We start from the raw sequence: 17,980 nt of genomic DNA, 5'->3' as shown, positions 1-17,980 counted from the left end.
CTGACCGGAAGCCGATGGCGCAGCATGCAGTCACTTTTAAGGGAGTCAGTGTTCGTCAGGCTTGCCAGATCTTTGCTATCAGTGAATGTTGTTACCGCTATAAGCCCGTTCTCCACAGGGAGAATCTGCAAATTTCTGACTGGCTGATTCGGATCACCGATAGTCAGAAAAACCGGGGATTCGGGCTTTGTTATCTGTATTTACGTAATGTGAAAGGATTCCGATGGAACCACAAAAGGATCTATCGTATCTATCGCGAACTGTCGCTTAACATGCGTATAAAGCCTAAAAAGCGGTTAAAACGTGAAAAACCTGAGCCACTGGTTGTCCCCGAAAGCCGTAACATAAGCTGGTCTATGGATTTTATGCATGATCAGCTATCAGATGGTCGTTCTGTGCGTCTGCTGAATGTGATTGATGATTTCAACCGCGAAGCACTGGCTATTGAGGTTGATTTTTCACTCCCGGCTATCCGGGTCATAACAACACTGGAGCAGATCATTGAATGGAAAGGAAAACCCGTATCAATTCGGTGTGACAATGGTCCGGAGTATGCAGGTAATACACTGATGACATGGGCTAAACAACAGGATATCCGACTCAACTTTATTCAGCCGGGAAAACCTCAGCAGAATGCTTATATTGAGCGTTATAACCGGACAGTACGCTATGACTGGCTGGGTCAGCACCTGTTTTCGTCATTACATGAATTGCAGGAATATGCGACAAAATGGCAATATTTTTATAATCACCAACGACCGAATATGGCACTGAATGGGTTTACACCGATGCAGCATATTCAGCGTATGGCCTGATTCTACTTATTACCTCCGTTAAAAATGGGGGGATTACCGAGTGACCAAACCCGAAACCATCCCAAAAAAAAGAACACTCAGTAAACTTCGGAAAGATCTCCCAACCTTAGCAGTTGCATGGTTTTTATTCAGCCTCACCTGTTTTTAACTTTATATGGAGACTATCGAAAAACCTTATTATTTAAAAATCGCTCCCGTCAGAGAATAAGCATTCCTGAATATGATCAGTCTGAAATTATATTGACTCACACTCATACCCCGCGGAGTCGAGAGTAAGTAAAATCAAAAACTCACCCCGGATACCGTAGTTATAAAATTCAAATCGTGATTTAATTATTACCGATTACATTTCAGCTCATATAATCCGATAACGCTTTACGGATATCTCCTGAAGAATGTTGGATCAAAATTTCAGTTTTTTCAATTTTACTGTACTTAACTCGTCCCAACTGAAATCGATTTATCTTTAAATACTTCAGCGCATCGTCAAATGGTTTTCCTGAATCAGGATGTCTGACTGTTTTTAACAACCCCATGTCATTATCAGCCTGAGCATCAAATCCGACTGTATAAGCATCAGGCTCAGTGAGCTTACATAGAAAACCCACGCCTGGATTATATCGTTCGGTAAACCCGCTGTAGCAGGTATACAGGGACACTATCTTGACGGATGGCTTCATTTCAAGCATGGAAATGTGATGTTTATCTAAGAGCTCAGAAGGAGTAATGTGAACCAGGCTTTGCTGACCTCTCTTGGCGCTAATGGCTCCATGATAATCAATAATCACTTTATTTATATTTTGTAGCTCATTTTTCCCGATAGCGTTCCACGTTTCAATAAACTCCGCTACGCTGGAGGCATATGCCCCTGTCACGGTATGACCTTTATGCATTAAATAACTCATTTTCTGCTTTGAAAATTCAGTAGTAGCTCCCAAGGTTAGGTCAAAAGAAAAAGGATCAGGTTTTGCGCTGATATACAAGATATTGTGGCGAGCCTTCCCTATTTTAGATTTTGTTTTTTCTTCAAAACGTCCACGGAAATGAAATGGTATATCAATTTTTTGTGGCGTGAATAAATTTGGCATATTACACCTCTCCCTTCGCGATCAAATAAAAACCACGCTAATGATTAGCGCGGACAGAGATAAAAGCACCCCACCAACCAATTCCCAATATAAAAACTCAAGTTACATTACAAATAAACATTATATCTGCGGCAGAAAAACCAGGTATTCGATAACGATAATATGACTCCGTAATGAATACCTAAACAGTAAACTTCGGCATTGTTGATAACCTTCCTTTATCTAACTTTATGACACCTTCATCCTTTAATTTTTTTAATGTTCTGGATGCCGTACTTTTTGATAAAAAAGAACTATTCGTCAGGAAGAAAAGCAGAGAAAACCTTTCCTTTATATGGCAAGGAAACGAGTTCCATTTGCGTATAAGATTTAGCGTATATTCCTCTGAATCCGGACTTGCTATTTGTAAATAACTTAAAAGATCGGAGTGATAGGAAGAAATAATATCCATAACATCTGATCGCAACTCTTTTTGATGCACAATACGCCAGAATTTATTATATTCGATAGCGTCAATTCGCCCATGATCGACTTTTTCAAGCCATATTGGCGGTGGATCAATAGAGGGTAATACCCCTATGACGTGCGGAGCTGAAACGATATTTATTATCTTACTTCCATTTTCAGAGCGAACTATAAAGTCCCCCTCCATAATAAGAAAGACCTTTCTTTCACCATGATTGCAAAAATAATAAAACTGCTTCCCTCTTGAGAGCTTGTCTGCTGAAACCGGCGATGCAAAATTTGACAACGAAGCGATAACACGTCCATGATTTATCATTAGTCTTTTAGGCATCGATTCCTTCCCTGCTAAAAGTTAATCCATATATAATATGATATTATACTGAATTTTTTATTTCATTAAAGATTTGGTGTTAAACAGAAACCTCGCCAGATGACTACCATTTTTAAAAACCCATCAAAGGAGGAATAATACTTCAATGAATGTTATGTATTTTTTAAGCCATCATAAGATTAGCCTCCCGGATAAAATCCGGTATCGGTACAACGACGAACAGCACGAAAACTCTCTGTGATCACATGACTTCCTGTTGTGGTACGCTTTACCTTGTTGAGAAGAGAGAAGTATTCTCCGCCGAAAATTTAAGTTTACGGCTTTGTGCTACCTTTCTCTCAGAATTAAATTTTTATTTCCCATCTGTCTGGTAAAGACCTGTATCTGAAACGCCGTTAATCTTCTTTACTACAGAACTCCTGAAAGCCTTATAATCATCGCTACTGAAAGCCACCGGACGGAAAAAACTCTGTGAGTCACCTCTGTACTGCAGCTTTTAGAAACATATAGCTCTTTTTCACCGGTCATTGATTTAATATTCCCGGTCGGAAATATGGCTTAGGTTGATCATCTGCTCTGCTGACCGTTGTTCAAAGTTCAGGTGTCAGCTAACCCATGCCCTTCAGGGTATTTCTGACAAGTTTATAGAGGAATGATTAAAATTCCTTACCCTCTATAAATCCGTAAAATCAGCCAACCTCTATCAGGTCTTTCCGGATTAATTCCTCAATTACATCCGCTATTAACTTGTGGAATATTCTGAATGTTCCAGGCCACATCGTCAATAGTGATCGCTAATGAGAGGAATATACTCATTAGCCTATCAATAATGCTCAATATAATTGATAAAAACGATCAAATAAAACAGTGCATATAACGTAACCATCTATTACAGAAAGACTTTTTTTATTTATTGATTATTTTATCAGTTCTCTGTCTGAGACAAAAATTAGTGACTACAGTGATATTATGAATATGTTTTACGAAAAAGAGATGGTCTCATATGGGAATATTTATTTCAAATCACCAATACAGGTAAAAAAAACCTGAGTCCATCCCGCTCTTTCAGGACGTTCGGAGAGCTTATAACCTCGGGACTATCAACATCGCAACTCAGACGATTGGCCAATAGCCAGAGCCCATAAATCGGGGGTCCCGTTACAGACGAAATATCTGACGTTGACGGGACTGCTGTAATTTATTCTCACCATCATTTCACCGCGGCCGGTACGCCGATGAAACGGTAGTCCGCAATCCGCTTTAGTTTTTTAATGTCCTCATGATATGCCCGTCTGAAAGACTGCTGAATTACGCAGTCAGATTCAGGAAAGATAGAGCATCAGCCATGGATCAATCGGGGTAAGGAATATCGCGGTAATGGCAATGCTCAAAGGTTTTCGTATAGACTACCGGCTTACCGGCAGAATAACGCCGCGGTCCGGATAAAAGCAGAGTATAAATGGATGCGGAAACTACCGGGGTAACAGGCTGATAGCGCGCTTCTTCAGCGTCTGAAGAATGATCAGGTATCAGTGGCAGGTTATGTTAGCTTTAGCGATGCGGCCCATGAAATTACAGATTATATATCCGGGTATGGCAGCGCGTTCAGGCCACACGAATATGACGGCAGGTTCCCCCGCACTGACATATGACCCTGAAAAAAAGTGCATCATTGCTGCGCAAGCGTTGATCCTTAGCGCCCGCCAGCGAAAAGAATTGCCCCCGGAAAACGGGGGCGCTGACGCCGTTTGTAAATCAGCGGCCGGGGCTCTGTCTCCCCGGCAGAAAGGAACCCGTTCCCGGGCTGTGGGTAGCGCCCCGTAAAAAACTGCCCTGAGGTCGCTGGTAGAACGGCGGAATGTGGGCCACAAAAAAGTGGCTGACGCCTGAAGATGGGTCACTGATCTCACAGAAATCAATCAGGGCATTTTCCGGTAACGTATCCAGTGCCACATGACCTGCCGCCTGAATAATTTCATCAAGATCCGCACTGGCCTCGATACCAATCAGCAAATTCCCCTCTGCACCCGCCTCTTCCCGGCACCAGGCGACAAATGCCCGTCGTACCGGTTTATAGCGGCTGAAAAGCTGTTTCAGGGAGTCTATCAGTAAAGGCGGAGGATCTTCTGTCGCCGACAGTAACAGAGTCTGGCCCTCTGCCGGGATGCTGATTTCCCCCAGGGCATTGCCCTGCCCGCTGCACAGAGACCGGATCTCCGTGGCAGTGAAGATCTTACTGCTTTTAAGTGAAGGGTTAAGGCACAGTGTATGACCCGAAGTCATCGCAAACAGCTCATTCACCGGCAGCCTGACGGCAGGAAGATCACCGCCCGTCACTTCGGTAAACGCAGCCTCCGTAGTAAAAAAGGGAATAACTGCTGTGCCATCAAGCTGCTGGCGGTAGTCCGGTGCGAACACAAAAGAGTTACCCGGGGCCGGTTTGCCGGCTACCCAGACATCAGACTGCATCAGTCGCCGGAAGAAGGCCGGGCGATCTGCCGGACCTGTGGCTGCTTTTTCTAAAAGCTCGTCGAGGGAGAGTTCCATCATTGACCTGCCCTGAAAATAAAGGCAGGCCTGTGCCTGCCTCGCGAAAAAATCTGACGCTTTTTATTTCAGCAGCAGATTAGCCAGAGTACGAACGCCCAGACCGGTAGCACCGGCAGACCATTGATCGACAGCCCCTTTACGATAGGTGGCAGAACAGTCGATATGTAACCAGCCTTGCTGATAGCCTTCTACAAAGTAAGAAAGGAAAGCTGCTGCACTGCTTGCACCGGCAGAATGTGACGGGCTGGCAATGTTATTGAGATCAGCAAAATTCGACGGCAGGTGCTGGCGATGGAATTCCGCCAGCGGCAGCCGCCAGAACAATTCGCCCTCACGTGCGGCACTGTCCAGCAGTTCACCGGTCAGCGCATCATCGAAACTGAACAGTGCATGATAATCGTTACCCAGCGCCGTTTTCGCCGCCCCGGTCAGGGTTGCCGCATCGATCAGCAGGCGCGGTTTCAGCTTACTGGCATCGATAAGACCGTCAGCCAGAACCAGACGGCCTTCCGCATCAGTATTCATCACTTCTACCGTCTTACCATTACGGTAACGGATAATATCGCCAAGACGTAATGCACCGCCGCTGACCATGTTGTCTGCACAGCATAAGATCAGTTTCACACGTTTGTTCAGACCACGACTGATAGCCATCCCCAGCGCACCGGTCAGCGTTGCAGCACCGCCCATATCCGCTTTCATCGAGTCCATAAAGGTACTGCCTTTCAGGCTGTAACCCCCGGTATCGAAGGTGATGCCTTTACCCACCAGGCAGATGTCCACAGGTGCAGAATCATCCCCCGTCGGATTAAAATCCAGGGTCAGCAGTACCGGCGGGCGGCTTGAACCTCGTCCGACCGTATGCAGGCCCATATACCCCTGCTCACGCAGATCTTCGCCTTTTGTAATACGATAGGTCACCGCATCTCCGCCAAGGTCACTCAGCAGATCGATAGCCGCACTGGCCAGATCTTCAGGCCCGAGGTCTTCGGCAGGCAGATTAATCACGTTTCTGACCCAATCCACCACTTTCAGGCGATGTTGCAGTTCAGTTTTTTCTGCATCGCTGAGTGCAGGCCAGTGAACATCACGCTGTCCTTTCGGCGAACGGAACCCCTGCCAGAATGCCCAGCAACGTTCCAGATCCCAACCGTCACCGGTCAGTTCGACGGCACGGATCCCCTGCCCGTCAATTTTATGCGCTGCACGCTGGATCACCGGTAAAGCATCACCCGTGAGATGAATAGTCATGCCCTGATCGGCATAGGAAATCGTGGCATTCTCTCCCCAGCGGGCATCGGCGGCCTGCTGGCTGAGTCGGATTTGCATGGTTTGTGTAGTCATGACATTGCTCCTTAATTATTACTCGTACTCGTCCATCCAGATTAGCAAAATTGCTTCGAGGATCTTTTCATTGGAGGCCTCAGGATTGTCATCAAAATCCTCAAGCTCACAGACCCAGCGATGTAAGTCGGTAAAACGGACGGTTTTCGGGTCAGTGTCGGGAAACTGGTCGTAAAGTGCTTCGCCGATAGGCCGGCTGTCGGTCCATTTAAGTGACATAATGACTCCTCAGAAACAACACGGGCCGGAATCCTCCGGCCCGTTCGGGGATCAATGTTCCCGTGCGTGGTTAATGGTGTAACGCGGGAATTCAACCACCAGGTCTTCATCCGTAACACGCGCCTGGCAGCTCAGGCGGCTGTCCGGCTCCAGGCCCCAGGCCTTATCCAGCATATCATCTTCATCTTCACTGCTTTCTGCCAGTGAATCAAATCCTTCACGGACCACACAGTGGCAGGTCGTACAGGCGCAGGATTTTTCACAGGCATGTTCGACTTCGATACCATTGCGCAGAGCCACATCCAGGATGGTCTCTCCCGGGGTGGCATCATAGACACCGCCTTCCGGCAGCAGATCTTTATGGGGTAAAATTACAATCTTAGGCATGCTTAAACCTCATCCACAGAGTGTCCGGTCAGCGCGCGTCGGATAGAGTTATCCATACGGCGTGCCGCAAACTCCTGAGTCACGTGATCCAAATGTTTTATTCCGGCAGCAATCTGCGCCTCATTATTATTGTCCAGCGAGTCACGCAGTGCCTGCTGTGCTTCGCGGATGGAATGCAGTTCCTGCTCTGAAAGAAGAGCCTGATCCTCACTCAGTGCACCTTCAAGACTTTCCAGTACCCGAAGTGCATCTACCTTTTTCTCTGCCAACTGGCGGGCTTCCACATCATCACGGGCGTAGGTCATCGAGTCGGTGATCATGGTCGCGATTTCATTTTCAGTCAGCCCGTAAGAAGGTTTAACCTGAATAGAGGCTTCCACGCCGGTGGATTTCTCCATCGCAGTCACACTCAGCAACCCGTCAGCATCCACCTGGAAGGTTACGCGGATATGTGCGCCACCGGCCGGTAATGCGGGTAAGCCCCGTAATGCAAAACGAGCCAGAGAACGGCAATCGCTGACCAGCTCACGTTCTCCCTGTACCACGTGAATACTCATCGCCGTCTGCCCGTCTTTAAAGGTGGTAAATTCCTGAGCACGTGCGACGGGAATGGTCGTGTTGCGGGGGATGACTTTTTCGGTCAGCCCTCCCATGGTTTCCAGCCCTAAAGAAAGCGGGATCACATCCAGCAGCAGCATTTCACTGTCAGGTTTATTACCGGCCAGAATATCGGCCTGAATGGCAGCACCCAGCGCCACGACGCGATCCGGGTCAATAGAGGTCAGAGGTTCACGGTCGAAAAACTCACCCACACTTTCCCGCACGGCAGGCGTGCGTGTTGAGCCGCCGACCATCACCACTTCCATCACTTCATCAACGCTGACACCCGCATCTTTCAGGGTACGACGACAGGCAACCAGCGTCTTTTTCAGCAGCGGCGCAATCAGAGCCGTAAACTGTTCACGGGTTACCTCACCCTGCCAGCCTGCGACACGAACGGTCGTCGTTTCATTATCACTCAGCGCAATTTTAGCCGCCGTGGCAGCGTCAAGAATTTCACGCTGAATACCGGCATCACTGAAATCAGTGATCCCTGCCTGCTGGCTAATCCACTCCGCCAGCAGCTGATCGAAATCATCGCCCCCGAGCGCAGAATCCCCGCCGGTCGCGAGGACTTCAAACACCCCCCGGCTCAGACGCAATACGGAAATATCGAAAGTCCCGCCGCCTAAATCATAAACGGCAATAATGCCTTCTTTGCCCGAGTCCAGGCCATAAGCCACCGCTGCTGCGGTCGGTTCATTCAGCAAACGCAGAACATGTAATCCGGCCAGCCGGGCAGCGTCTTTTGTTCCCTGACGCTGAGCGTCATCGAAATAGGCCGGCACCGTGATGACGACGCCATCAAGCTCACCGCCCAACGATTCACGCGCACGATTCGCCAGCTCATTGAGAATATCACCGGAGACCCGGATCGGATTCACCTGACCCGACGGGGTTTCCATCATCGGTAAACCATTTTCACTGGCAGTAAACAGGTACGGCAGATGCGGGTAACGCTGGCGGATATCAGCCAGAGAACGGCCTATCAGACGTTTCACTGAACTGAAGGTATGACGCGGATCGCGGGCGGCCTGCGTACGGGCATCCCAGCCAACGCGGGTCTGCGTCGCCTGGTAGTGTACAACCGAAGGCAATAAATGCCGTCCGTTTTCATCAGGCAAGGTTTCCGCCAGTCCGCTGCGGACTGTCGCTACCAGAGAGTGGGTGGTTCCGAGGTCAATACCCGCCGCCAGCCTGCGCTGATGGGGGGCTGCGCTTAACCCGGGTTCACTGATTTGTAATAACGCCATAACGAGCTTCCCGTTTAAAAGTCCAGCAGTTTTTCTTCCAGCTTTTCTGCTTCGACCCGCAGTTTAGCGAGAAATCTTAGCTTACGCACGGTATCTGCCGCTTCCGGCCACTGCTGATCAGCAAACTGCTGACGCATTTGCTGACTGCGTTGCTTTTCCATGGAATCCAGTCGATGGAAATAAGGGGTCAGTGCGTCACTGTTATTTTGCTGATCAATGGTTTCAAGCTCTTCCCGCAGTTCGAGTTGTTCCATCAGAAATGCCGTATCACGCAGGGTATGTTGTTCATTATTGATATCGAACCCGTGAAGTGACAACAGATATTCTGCCCGGGAGAGAGGCTTGCGCAGGGCCTGGTAGCCCTGATTGATGGTTGCGGCGTGCTGTAAGGCCTTCAGCCGTTCGGCTTCAGGTGCAGTCGCAAACCTGTCAGGATGATACTGACGTTGCAGAGACTGAAACTTGTCAGACAGCGCTGTCGTGTCAAGCTCGAAAGATTCTGGCAAATCAAACAGGGTAAAATAATTCATAACCGGTCCGAAGCGTGGAAATAATAAAAAAAACGCCCCAGCAGGCTGGGGCAGATATTCAGAGTATGATACAGAGATTATACGTTGAAACTCTCGCCGCAACCGCACTCGTCTTTCACATTAGGATTAATGAATTTAAAGCCTTCGTTCAGGCCTTCTTTTACAAAATCCAGTTCTGTACCATCGAGGTAGACAAGGCTTTTGCCATCAACAACAACTCTGACGCCCTTCTCTTCAAACACAGTATCTTCAGGCTGGGGTTCATCCACAAATTCGAGGACATAAGCCATACCCGAACAACCTGATGTTCTGACACCTAACCGTAAACCGTAACCGGAGCCACGATTTGCCAGAAAAGAACTGACGCGGGCTGCCGCTGAATCGCTCAGGGAAATCGCCATCTATCACCCTCGCTTATTTGTCGGTTTTCTTACTCTTATAGTCAGCAATTGCTGCTTTAATCGCATCTTCAGCCAGGATAGAACAGTGGATTTTTACCGGGGGTAATTCCAGCTCTTCGGCGATCTGCATATTCGAAATGCTCTGCGCTTCGTCCAGTGACTTCCCTTTCACCCATTCAGTGATCAGTGAACTGGAAGCGATGGCTGAACCACAGCCGTAAGTTTTGAAACGGGCATCTTCGATAATACCGCTATCGCTGACTTTGATCTGTAGTTTCATCACGTCACCACAGGCAGGTGCACCTACCATGCCGCTGCCGATGTTCGGATCAGCATTATCAAATGAGCCAACATTACGTGGGTTTTCGTAGTGATCGATTACTTTTTCGCTATAAGCCATTTTTTATTCTCCTGAAGACTATTAATGATGCGCCCATTCAATGCTATTCAAATCCACACCCGCTTTGAACATTTCCCACAGCGGAGAAAGGTCACGCAGACGGCCGATAGATTTGCGTACCAGATCAATGGCGTAGTCGATCTCTTCTTCAGTCGTAAAACGTCCTAAAGAGAAACGAATCGAACTGTGAGCCAGTTCATCGTTCATTCCCAGGGCACGCAGCACATAAGAAGGTTCCAGACTGGCAGAAGTACAGGCCGAACCGGAAGATACAGCCAGGTCTTTCAGGGCCATAATCAGTGATTCACCTTCCACGTAGTTAAAGCTGATGTTCAGGATATTCGGCGCACCGTTCTCCAGATCACCGTTTAAATACACTTCTTCCAGATCTTTAACGCCATTCCACAGACGGTCACGAAGCACCCGCAGACGGGCCATTTCGCTGTCCATTTCTTCTTTCGCTATGCGGTAGGCTTCACCCATACCCACAATCTGATGTACTGCCAGTGTCCCTGAACGCATACCGCGCTCATGACCGCCACCGTGCATCTGGGCTTCCAGACGGATACGTGGCTTACGGCGAACATACAGTGCACCAATCCCTTTCGGTCCGTACAGTTTATGCGCGGAGAAAGACATTAAATCAACTTTCAGCTGACTCAGGTCAATAGGGAGTTTACCGACGCTCTGAGTCGCATCAACATGGTAGATAATTCCGCGCGCGCGGCACATTTCGCCGATCGCTGCGATATCCTGAACCACGCCGATTTCATTGTTCACATGCATGATTGAAACCAGGATGGTGTCTTCACGCATGGCGGCTTCCAGCGCGGCCAGGTCAATAATACCGTTGGTCTGAGGCGTCAGATAGGTGACTTCAAACCCTTCTCTTTCCAGCTGACGACAGGTATCCAGCACCGCTTTATGTTCAGTTTTACAGGTAATAATGTGCTTACCTTTCTTCTGATAAAATTGTGCAGCCCCTTTGATAGCCAGGTTATCGGCTTCAGTGGCACCTGAGGTAAAGACGATTTCACGCGGGTCAGCCCCCACCAGCTCAGCAATCTGATTGCGTGCAATATCAACAGCTTCTTCAGACTGCCAGCCAAAGCGGTGAGAACGGGAAGCCGGGTTACCAAAAACCCCATCCAGGGTCAGGTATTGCATCATTTTCTCAGCAACGCGTGGATCCGCTGGCGTAGTCGCAGAGTAATCCAGATAAATCGGTAATTTCATTGCTCTTAAACTCCGTACATCACTTCAATGCAAAATTTATGGTCGGACGGTAAAGGATCAGCCGGCCAATCACAGATTAATTATAATTAGCTGTAGGCTCGCAGTTTGACGTCAATCGTCTCAGGAATACGGTTATCACGGAAACGTCGGTTATCATTATTTTGACGGTCCGCTACCTTAAGGATGTCCTGATTATTCACCAGCTCAGCCAGCGTGATATTGTTCAGAAAGTCACTGATACGGTCACTCAGATCACGCCACAGTACGTGCGTCAGACAGCGCTCACCGCCCTGACACCCTTCTTTCCCCTGGCATTTGGTCGCATCGACAGACTCATCAACCGCAGTAATGACGGTACCGACGGCAATTTCGCCGGCGTCTTTACCCAGTAAATAACCGCCGCCCGGCCCACGCACGCTGGAAACCAGTCCGTTTTTACGCAGGCGGGAAAATAGCTGCTCAAGGTAGGAAAGTGAAATACCCTGACGTTCAGAAATATCGGCCAAAGGCACCGGGCCCTCATTGGAATGAAGTGCCACATCTAACATGGCTGTGACAGCATAACGCCCTTTGGATGTCAGTCTCATCGTTACACGACCTCGATCAGTATCCGGTTACCGGAGTGTTAATAAAGTTCATGAGAATCAGTCTGACATTCCCGAGTGATTTGGTCAACTATTTAACCGGGTAATTTACTCAGGTATTTAACCTATCGTGTGCTTCCGGCCGCATCCCTTGCTATCACTGGCTTTCCTTGTCCTTTTTTTCGAAGGATGAGAGCATTCCGCGCAGAATATTTAGCTCATCACGCTCAGGACGAGCGCGGGTAAACAGACGACGAAGTTTACTCATGACCTGGCCTGGCTGATCCTTACGGATAAAGCCACTGTTCAGCATCATTGCTTCCAGATGCACATAGAAACGTTCCAGATCGTCCACCAGCGGATACGGTGATTCAGCATACTGAGGTGCCGGCTCTGCGGCTTCCTGCGCCTGCAGCCAGGCCATACGCACTTCATAGGCAATCAGCTGTACGGCCATCGCCAGGTTCAGCGAGGTGTATTCCGGATTGGCCGGGATAGCCACGTGATAGTGGCACTTCTGTAATTCTTCGTTAGTCAGACCGACGCGCTCACGACCAAACACCAGGGCCACCGGAGCCTGCTGACCTTCTTCCACGCTTTTTACACCACATTCTCTGGCATCCAGCATCGGCCAGGGCAGTGAACGGGAGCGTGCGCTGGTCCCGACCACCAGGCTGCATCCGGCAATGGCTTCATCCAGCGACTCGACAATCGAGGCATTACCGATTAAATCGCTGGCACCGGCAGCCAGAGAGATCGCCTGGGAATCGGGCTTGATCAGCGGATTCACCAGGTAGAGATTCGAAAGACCCATGGTTTTCATGGCGCGGGCAACGGAGCCCATATTCCCGGTATGAGAGGTCTCTACCAGGACGATACGAATATTCTGCAACATAGATTGGGAGCCAGTGTAAAAATGTATAGAAGGATATTAACATAAAAAGAGACATTTTCTGAACACACTGCTATACTTCCAGCCGTTTTTTCGTTCTTTAACATCCAGTGGGAATAACTGATGCATCCGATGCTGAACATTGCCGTGCGCGCTGCGCGCAAGGCCGGTAATTTAATCGCCAAAAATTACGAAACTCCTGACGCGGTAGAAACCAGTCAGAAAGGCAGTAACGACTTTGTCACCAATGTCGACCGTGACGCGGAACGCCTGATTATTGAGGTCATTCGTAAATCTTACCCTCAGCACACCATCATCACCGAAGAAAGCGGTGAGCTGGCTGGCGAAGACAAGGATGTTCAATGGGTTATTGATCCACTGGATGGTACCACCAACTTCATCAAGCGTTTCCCTCACTTTGCAGTGTCTATCGCCGTACGCGTTAAAGGCCGTACCGAAGTTGCCGTGGTCTATGACCCGATGCGCAATGAACTGTTCAGTGCCGCGCGCGGTCAGGGCGCACAGTTGAACGGTTACCGTTTACGTAGCAGCACTGCACGTGATCTGGACGGTGCTATTCTGGCTACCGGTTTCCCGTTTAAAGCAAAACAACATTCCGTGCCTTTCATCAATGTCGTAAGCAAACTGTTTACTCAGTGTGCTGACTTCCGTCGTACCGGTTCAGCAGCACTGGATCTGGCCTATGTTGCAGCCGGTCGTACCGATGGTTATTTCGAAATCGGCCTGAAGCCATGGGATTTTGCTGGCGGCGAACTGCTGGTCCGTGAAGCGGGCGGCCTGGTCACCGACTTTACCGGCGGTCACGGTTACCTGCAATCAGGTAATCTCGTTGCCGGTAACCCGCGTGTCGTTCGCGCCATTCTGGCTTCCATGCGTGATGAATTAAGCGAAGCGTTAAAACGCTAAGCTCCCCTCCCCGGGCCGCCGTGCCCGGGGAGATCCCGACGGATTTCCGCAGTGCCCTTCCGCCATTGCATTTTTCGCAGGCATCGGCCTCCCCACGCGGTTATTCCTTTACTGTCTCAGGCATTCCTTATCCCCGGTGTTTCCTCACTGGCAGACGACCTCTCCCTTGTACCGCGGTGACAATCACCCTGGCAGCACTCAGGCAAAGCCCGCAATGCTGCGTCCCTGAATTTCCACCAAAAGCGTGCAGGAACATACGGTGACCGGTCAACGTAAAAGCCGCTCTGTTATTTCAAAATTCTGCAGGAAAGTCAGCGGAGTATAATGGCCTGGCGTCACTTCACAAGAATGTATCGTCGGAAATACCGGAGGGTCGGATAATCAGGATATTCTGAGACACCGGAATCAGTGCAGGGATATGGCAGGCAGGGTTTGCAGAGACAACGCCATCACGCTTCGCTGAATAGGATGGTATGGAAGCAGAAAGGCGACCTCAGGCCGCCTTTCTCTGTTCAGACGCCGGTCAGACCGGCGTTAGTCGTCTCAGGCATAGACCGGCAGACGGGCACAGATTTCCAGCACTTTACCTTTCACGCGCTCGATAGTGGCTTCATCATTGATATTGTCCAGAATATCAGCAATCCAGCCAGCCAGCTCACGCACGTCAGCTTCTTTGAAACCACGACGGGTCACTGAAGGGGTACCGATACGGATACCGGAAGTGACAAACGGGCTCTTCGGATCGTTAGGGACGCTGTTTTTGTTAACAGTGATATTTGCACGGCCTAACGCTGCATCGGCTTCTTTACCGGTCAGATTTTTGTCGACCAGATCCAGCAGGAACAGGTGGTTATGGGTTCCCCCGGAAACGATGTTGTAGCCACGGGCCAGCAGGACTTCGACCATAGCTTTAGCATTAACAGCAACCTGCTGCTGATAAGCTTTAAATTCCGGCTCCATCGCTTCTTTCAGAGCGACCGCTTTACCCGCGATCACGTGCATCAGAGGGCCACCCTGACCGCCAGGGAAGACGGCTGAGTTCAGTTTCTTATACAGGTCTTCATCACCCCCTTTCGCCAGGATCAGTCCGCCGCGCGGGCCTGCCAGGGTTTTATGGGTAGTCGTGGTGACGATATGTGCATGCGGAACCGGGTTCGGATAGACATCGGCGGCCACCAGACCTGCGACGTGAGCCATATCAACAAACAGCCATGCACCAATGCTGTCTGCAATTTCACGCATTTTAGCCCAGTCACAAACGCCGGAATATGCAGAGAAACCACCGACAATCATTTTAGGCTTATGCGTCTTCGCCAGTTCAGCCAGTTCTTCATAATCGATCTTGCCGCTGTCATCGATACCGTAAGGGACGACGTTATACAGTTTACCGGACAGGTTCACCGGGGAACCGTGTGTCAGGTGGCCACCATGCGCCAGATTCATCCCCAGAATGGTATCGCCCGGCTGCAACAGTGCGGTATACACAGCAAAGTTAGCCTGTGAGCCACTGTGCGGCTGAACGTTAGCGTAATCTGCACCAAACAACTCTTTCGCACGGTCGATGGCTAATTGCTCGACGATATCGACGTATTCACATCCGCCGTAATAACGCTTACCAGGATACCCTTCTGCATATTTGTTGGTGAGCTGTGAACCCTGAGCCTGCATTACGCGTGGGCTGGTGTAGTTTTCTGAAGCAATTAATTCAATGTGCTCTTCCTGACGCACTTTTTCCTGCTCCATCGCCTCCCACAGTGGGGCATCATAATCGGCTATGTTCATCTCTCGCTTTAACATCCGCATCTCCTGACTCAGCTAACTTAAAAACGGCAATTTAACACCCATCGGCGGGTAACGGCCCACAGTGTAAACTCTTTTCCGGGAGGACGGTAGCCGGAATACACTCTTTTTACGCAAACGATTGGCATACCGGCGACATGCGGCTTAGCTGCTGAAATGAAAGTGCTTTTTTAACTGATATTTTTTCATCTGCGATCACGATGAATTTCATATTGCAGTCACGTATAACAAGAAAAAAACAAATACCCCTGTTTACTTTACGGGTAACAGGGAATAACATGCATTTAAAATACATGTTATTATCATCCCGTAAAGGAATAACAAATGCTTGATGCCAAAACTATTGCACTGGTCAGAGAAACTCTTCCGGCAATCGCTGCAGCTGGCCCGGCAGTCACTCAACATTTTTATCAGCGTATGCTGAGTCATAATCCGGAACTGAAAGATGTCTTTAATATGAGCAACCAGGCCAGCGGCCGTCAGCCGGAAGCCTTGTTTAATGCACTGTGTGCTTACGGAAGCCATCTGGATACCCCGGAAGCCCTGCTCCCCGCCGTCGAAAAAATTGCCCAGAAACATGTCAGCCTGTCGATTCAGCCGGAACAATATGCCATTGTCGGTGAACATTTATTAGGCACCATCCGGGAGCTGCTGGATCCTGGCGACGAGGTTCTGGCGGCCTGGGCGAAAGCCTACGGTGTCCTGGCCGATATCTTTATCAACCGTGAAGAGCAGATTTACGCGCAGCATGAACACCTCTCCGGCGGCTGGCGCGGAACCCGCGATTTTGTGATCAGTGAGATTAAGCAGGAAAGCGAGGTTATTAAGAGCTTCGTACTGACACCGGAAGATGGTCAGCCCGTTTCAGAATTTACAGCCGGGCAATTTGTCGCGCTGTATCTTAAACCGGAAGGGTTTACCCACCGCCAGATCCGGCAGTATTCACTGACCCGGACTCCGGACGGTAAAAGCTATCGTATCGCGGTCCGTCGTCAGCCGGAAGGTAAGGTCTCCGGATGGTTACATAGCCGGGCAAAATGCGGCGACCGGGTTGCGCTTTCCGCACCGGCGGGCGATTTCCTGCTGGACAGTTCGCTATTTCCGGCGCCGATCACGCTCATTTCTGCGGGGTCCGGCCAGACACCATTACTGGCCATGCTGCATGCGCTGGCTGAACAACAGTATACCGCCCGGGTTAACTGGTGGCATGCCGCACACAATCGTGCAGAACATGCATTCAGTGAAGAAGTCACACAACTGGGATCGACCCTGAATGATTTCCATGAGGTTATCTGGTACAAACAACCCGACAACGCGATGGCAGACGACCACCACCTTTCAGGCCTGATCAATATTACACAGGCAGGTAGCGCGCTCGATGACCCGCGGTGCCACTACTTTGTCTGTGGCCCGACAGGTTTTATGCAGTCTGTTATCCATCAGTTAACTGAAGCAGGCGTCAGTCAGTCGCATATTCATTATGAACTGTTTGGCCCGCACAAAGATCTCTGACGTGTTACCCGGGCCACCCGACTGCGGTGGCCTGAGTGATCAGATAGCTTCTTCGTCTTCTTCGCCGGTACGGATACGCACAACCCGTGCAACGTCGAACACAAAAATCTTACCGTCACCGATTTTGCCGGTCTGTGCGGTGCGCATAATCGTTTCCACACAGGTATCGACGATATCATCGGCAATCACTAATTCGATTTTAACCTTCGGCAGAAAATCGACCATATACTCTGCGCCACGGTATAACTCGGTATGTCCCTTCTGACGCCCGAAACCCTTCACTTCCGTCACTGTCATGCCGGTAATACCGACTTCTGCCAGCGCTTCACGGACATCATCCAGTTTGAAGGGTTTAATAATCGCATCAATTTTTTTCATAGCTGAACCTTTTTCGCTTTTATCAGTGACGCCAGGGTCGTTTCCCGGAGGTTATTGCGCTCACCGGTGTGTCCGGTAAAAAATAAACGCGTGCAACTTACCTCTTAAAATCGCCCGCGTCCAGTTCATATCCGGCTGGCGGGATCCCCGCTGACGACGCTAACCGCTTTCTGCTGCCATAAACACAGGTTTCCGGGATCTCCGGCCCCGCCACAGGACTGGCCCGCAGCCCCTCCCCCGGTCAGTAAAAAAGCGCCCCTGAGGGTAA

General features: G+C 49.6%; 18 protein-coding genes. 3 read left to right on the top strand and 15 right to left on the bottom strand.

Annotated features, from left to right (window positions below):
- A partial coding sequence (locus tag GTPT_RS07025; protein ID WP_081858821.1) for an IS3 family transposase occupies nucleotides 1-815 on the top strand: 815 nt, incomplete at its 5' end.
- 350 nt (nucleotides 816-1,165) lie between these two features.
- Here GTPT_RS07025 and GTPT_RS07020 read toward each other — a convergent pair.
- The 13 genes from GTPT_RS07020 to trmJ form a co-directional block, all read right to left on the bottom strand.
- Complete coding sequence (locus GTPT_RS07020; protein ID WP_029991793.1) at nucleotides 1,166-1,903, bottom strand: hypothetical protein; 738 nt, start codon at nucleotides 1,901-1,903, stop codon at nucleotides 1,166-1,168.
- 181 nt (nucleotides 1,904-2,084) lie between these two features.
- Nucleotides 2,085-2,699: a cyclic nucleotide-binding domain-containing protein gene (locus tag GTPT_RS07015; protein WP_025903682.1), complete on the bottom strand. Its 615-nt coding sequence runs from the start codon at nucleotides 2,697-2,699 to the stop codon at nucleotides 2,085-2,087.
- 1,755 nt (nucleotides 2,700-4,454) lie between these two features.
- Nucleotides 4,455-5,249, bottom strand: coding sequence for an enhanced serine sensitivity protein SseB C-terminal domain-containing protein (locus GTPT_RS07010; RefSeq protein ID WP_071780163.1), 795 nt, complete (start codon nucleotides 5,247-5,249; stop codon nucleotides 4,455-4,457).
- A gap of 60 nt (nucleotides 5,250-5,309) precedes the next feature.
- Nucleotides 5,310-6,593, bottom strand: a complete 1,284-nt coding sequence (gene pepB / locus GTPT_RS07005; RefSeq protein ID WP_029991795.1) for an aminopeptidase PepB — start codon at nucleotides 6,591-6,593, stop codon at nucleotides 5,310-5,312.
- Nucleotides 6,594-6,611: 18 nt separating this feature from the next.
- Entirely contained in the window at nucleotides 6,612-6,812 is a 201-nt protein-coding gene (iscX, locus tag GTPT_RS07000; protein ID WP_025903686.1) for a Fe-S cluster assembly protein IscX, read from the bottom strand.
- Between the two features lie 51 nt (nucleotides 6,813-6,863).
- Complete coding sequence (gene fdx / locus GTPT_RS06995) at nucleotides 6,864-7,199, bottom strand: ISC system 2Fe-2S type ferredoxin (RefSeq protein ID WP_025903687.1); 336 nt, start codon at nucleotides 7,197-7,199, stop codon at nucleotides 6,864-6,866.
- Nucleotides 7,200-7,201: 2 nt separating this feature from the next.
- Nucleotides 7,202-9,052, bottom strand: a complete 1,851-nt coding sequence (gene hscA, locus GTPT_RS06990) for a Fe-S protein assembly chaperone HscA (RefSeq protein WP_029991796.1) — start codon at nucleotides 9,050-9,052, stop codon at nucleotides 7,202-7,204.
- Between the two features lie 14 nt (nucleotides 9,053-9,066).
- Nucleotides 9,067-9,582, bottom strand: a complete 516-nt coding sequence (gene hscB, locus GTPT_RS06985; protein WP_025903689.1) for a co-chaperone HscB — start codon at nucleotides 9,580-9,582, stop codon at nucleotides 9,067-9,069.
- A gap of 77 nt (nucleotides 9,583-9,659) precedes the next feature.
- Complete coding sequence (gene iscA, locus GTPT_RS06980; RefSeq protein WP_025903690.1) at nucleotides 9,660-9,983, bottom strand: iron-sulfur cluster assembly protein IscA; 324 nt, start codon at nucleotides 9,981-9,983, stop codon at nucleotides 9,660-9,662.
- Between the two features lie 13 nt (nucleotides 9,984-9,996).
- The gene (gene iscU / locus GTPT_RS06975; protein ID WP_025903691.1) at nucleotides 9,997-10,383 is read right to left on the bottom strand and encodes a Fe-S cluster assembly scaffold IscU; all 387 of its coding nucleotides are present in this window, start codon (nucleotides 10,381-10,383) and stop codon (nucleotides 9,997-9,999) included.
- A 21-nt stretch (nucleotides 10,384-10,404) separates the two neighbouring features.
- A complete protein-coding gene (locus GTPT_RS06970; protein WP_025903692.1) occupies nucleotides 10,405-11,619 on the bottom strand; it encodes an IscS subfamily cysteine desulfurase in 1,215 nt (404 codons plus the stop codon).
- Between the two features lie 86 nt (nucleotides 11,620-11,705).
- On the bottom strand, nucleotides 11,706-12,206 hold the full coding sequence (iscR, locus tag GTPT_RS06965) for a Fe-S cluster assembly transcriptional regulator IscR (RefSeq protein ID WP_025903693.1): 501 nt from the start codon (nucleotides 12,204-12,206) through the stop codon (nucleotides 11,706-11,708).
- A gap of 154 nt (nucleotides 12,207-12,360) precedes the next feature.
- Nucleotides 12,361-13,098 (bottom strand): tRNA (cytosine(32)/uridine(32)-2'-O)-methyltransferase TrmJ, encoded by a 738-nt coding sequence (trmJ, locus tag GTPT_RS06960; RefSeq protein ID WP_029991797.1) that lies wholly within the window; start codon nucleotides 13,096-13,098, stop codon nucleotides 12,361-12,363.
- A gap of 120 nt (nucleotides 13,099-13,218) precedes the next feature.
- Here trmJ and suhB point away from each other — a divergent pair, with 120 nt between their 5' ends.
- On the top strand, nucleotides 13,219-14,022 hold the full coding sequence (gene suhB / locus GTPT_RS06955) for an inositol-1-monophosphatase (protein WP_025903695.1): 804 nt from the start codon (nucleotides 13,219-13,221) through the stop codon (nucleotides 14,020-14,022).
- 543 nt (nucleotides 14,023-14,565) lie between these two features.
- Here suhB and glyA read toward each other — a convergent pair.
- Nucleotides 14,566-15,819 (bottom strand): serine hydroxymethyltransferase, encoded by a 1,254-nt coding sequence (gene glyA / locus GTPT_RS06950; protein WP_029991798.1) that lies wholly within the window; start codon nucleotides 15,817-15,819, stop codon nucleotides 14,566-14,568.
- 327 nt (nucleotides 15,820-16,146) lie between these two features.
- On the opposite strand from glyA, the gene hmpA reads away from it, so the two are divergent.
- The gene (hmpA, locus tag GTPT_RS06940) at nucleotides 16,147-17,334 is read left to right on the top strand and encodes an NO-inducible flavohemoprotein (protein ID WP_025903698.1); all 1,188 of its coding nucleotides are present in this window, start codon (nucleotides 16,147-16,149) and stop codon (nucleotides 17,332-17,334) included.
- A 39-nt stretch (nucleotides 17,335-17,373) separates the two neighbouring features.
- On the opposite strand, the gene glnB is transcribed toward hmpA, so the two are convergent.
- Nucleotides 17,374-17,712: a nitrogen regulatory protein P-II gene (gene glnB / locus GTPT_RS06935; RefSeq protein WP_025903699.1), complete on the bottom strand. Its 339-nt coding sequence runs from the start codon at nucleotides 17,710-17,712 to the stop codon at nucleotides 17,374-17,376.
- Nucleotides 17,713-17,980: the final 268 nt, after the last annotated feature.

Source organism: Tatumella ptyseos ATCC 33301, assembly GCF_000735525.1.
GTDB lineage: Bacteria > Pseudomonadota > Gammaproteobacteria > Enterobacterales > Enterobacteriaceae > Tatumella > Tatumella ptyseos.
This window is presented reverse-complemented; position numbering and strand designations above follow the sequence as displayed.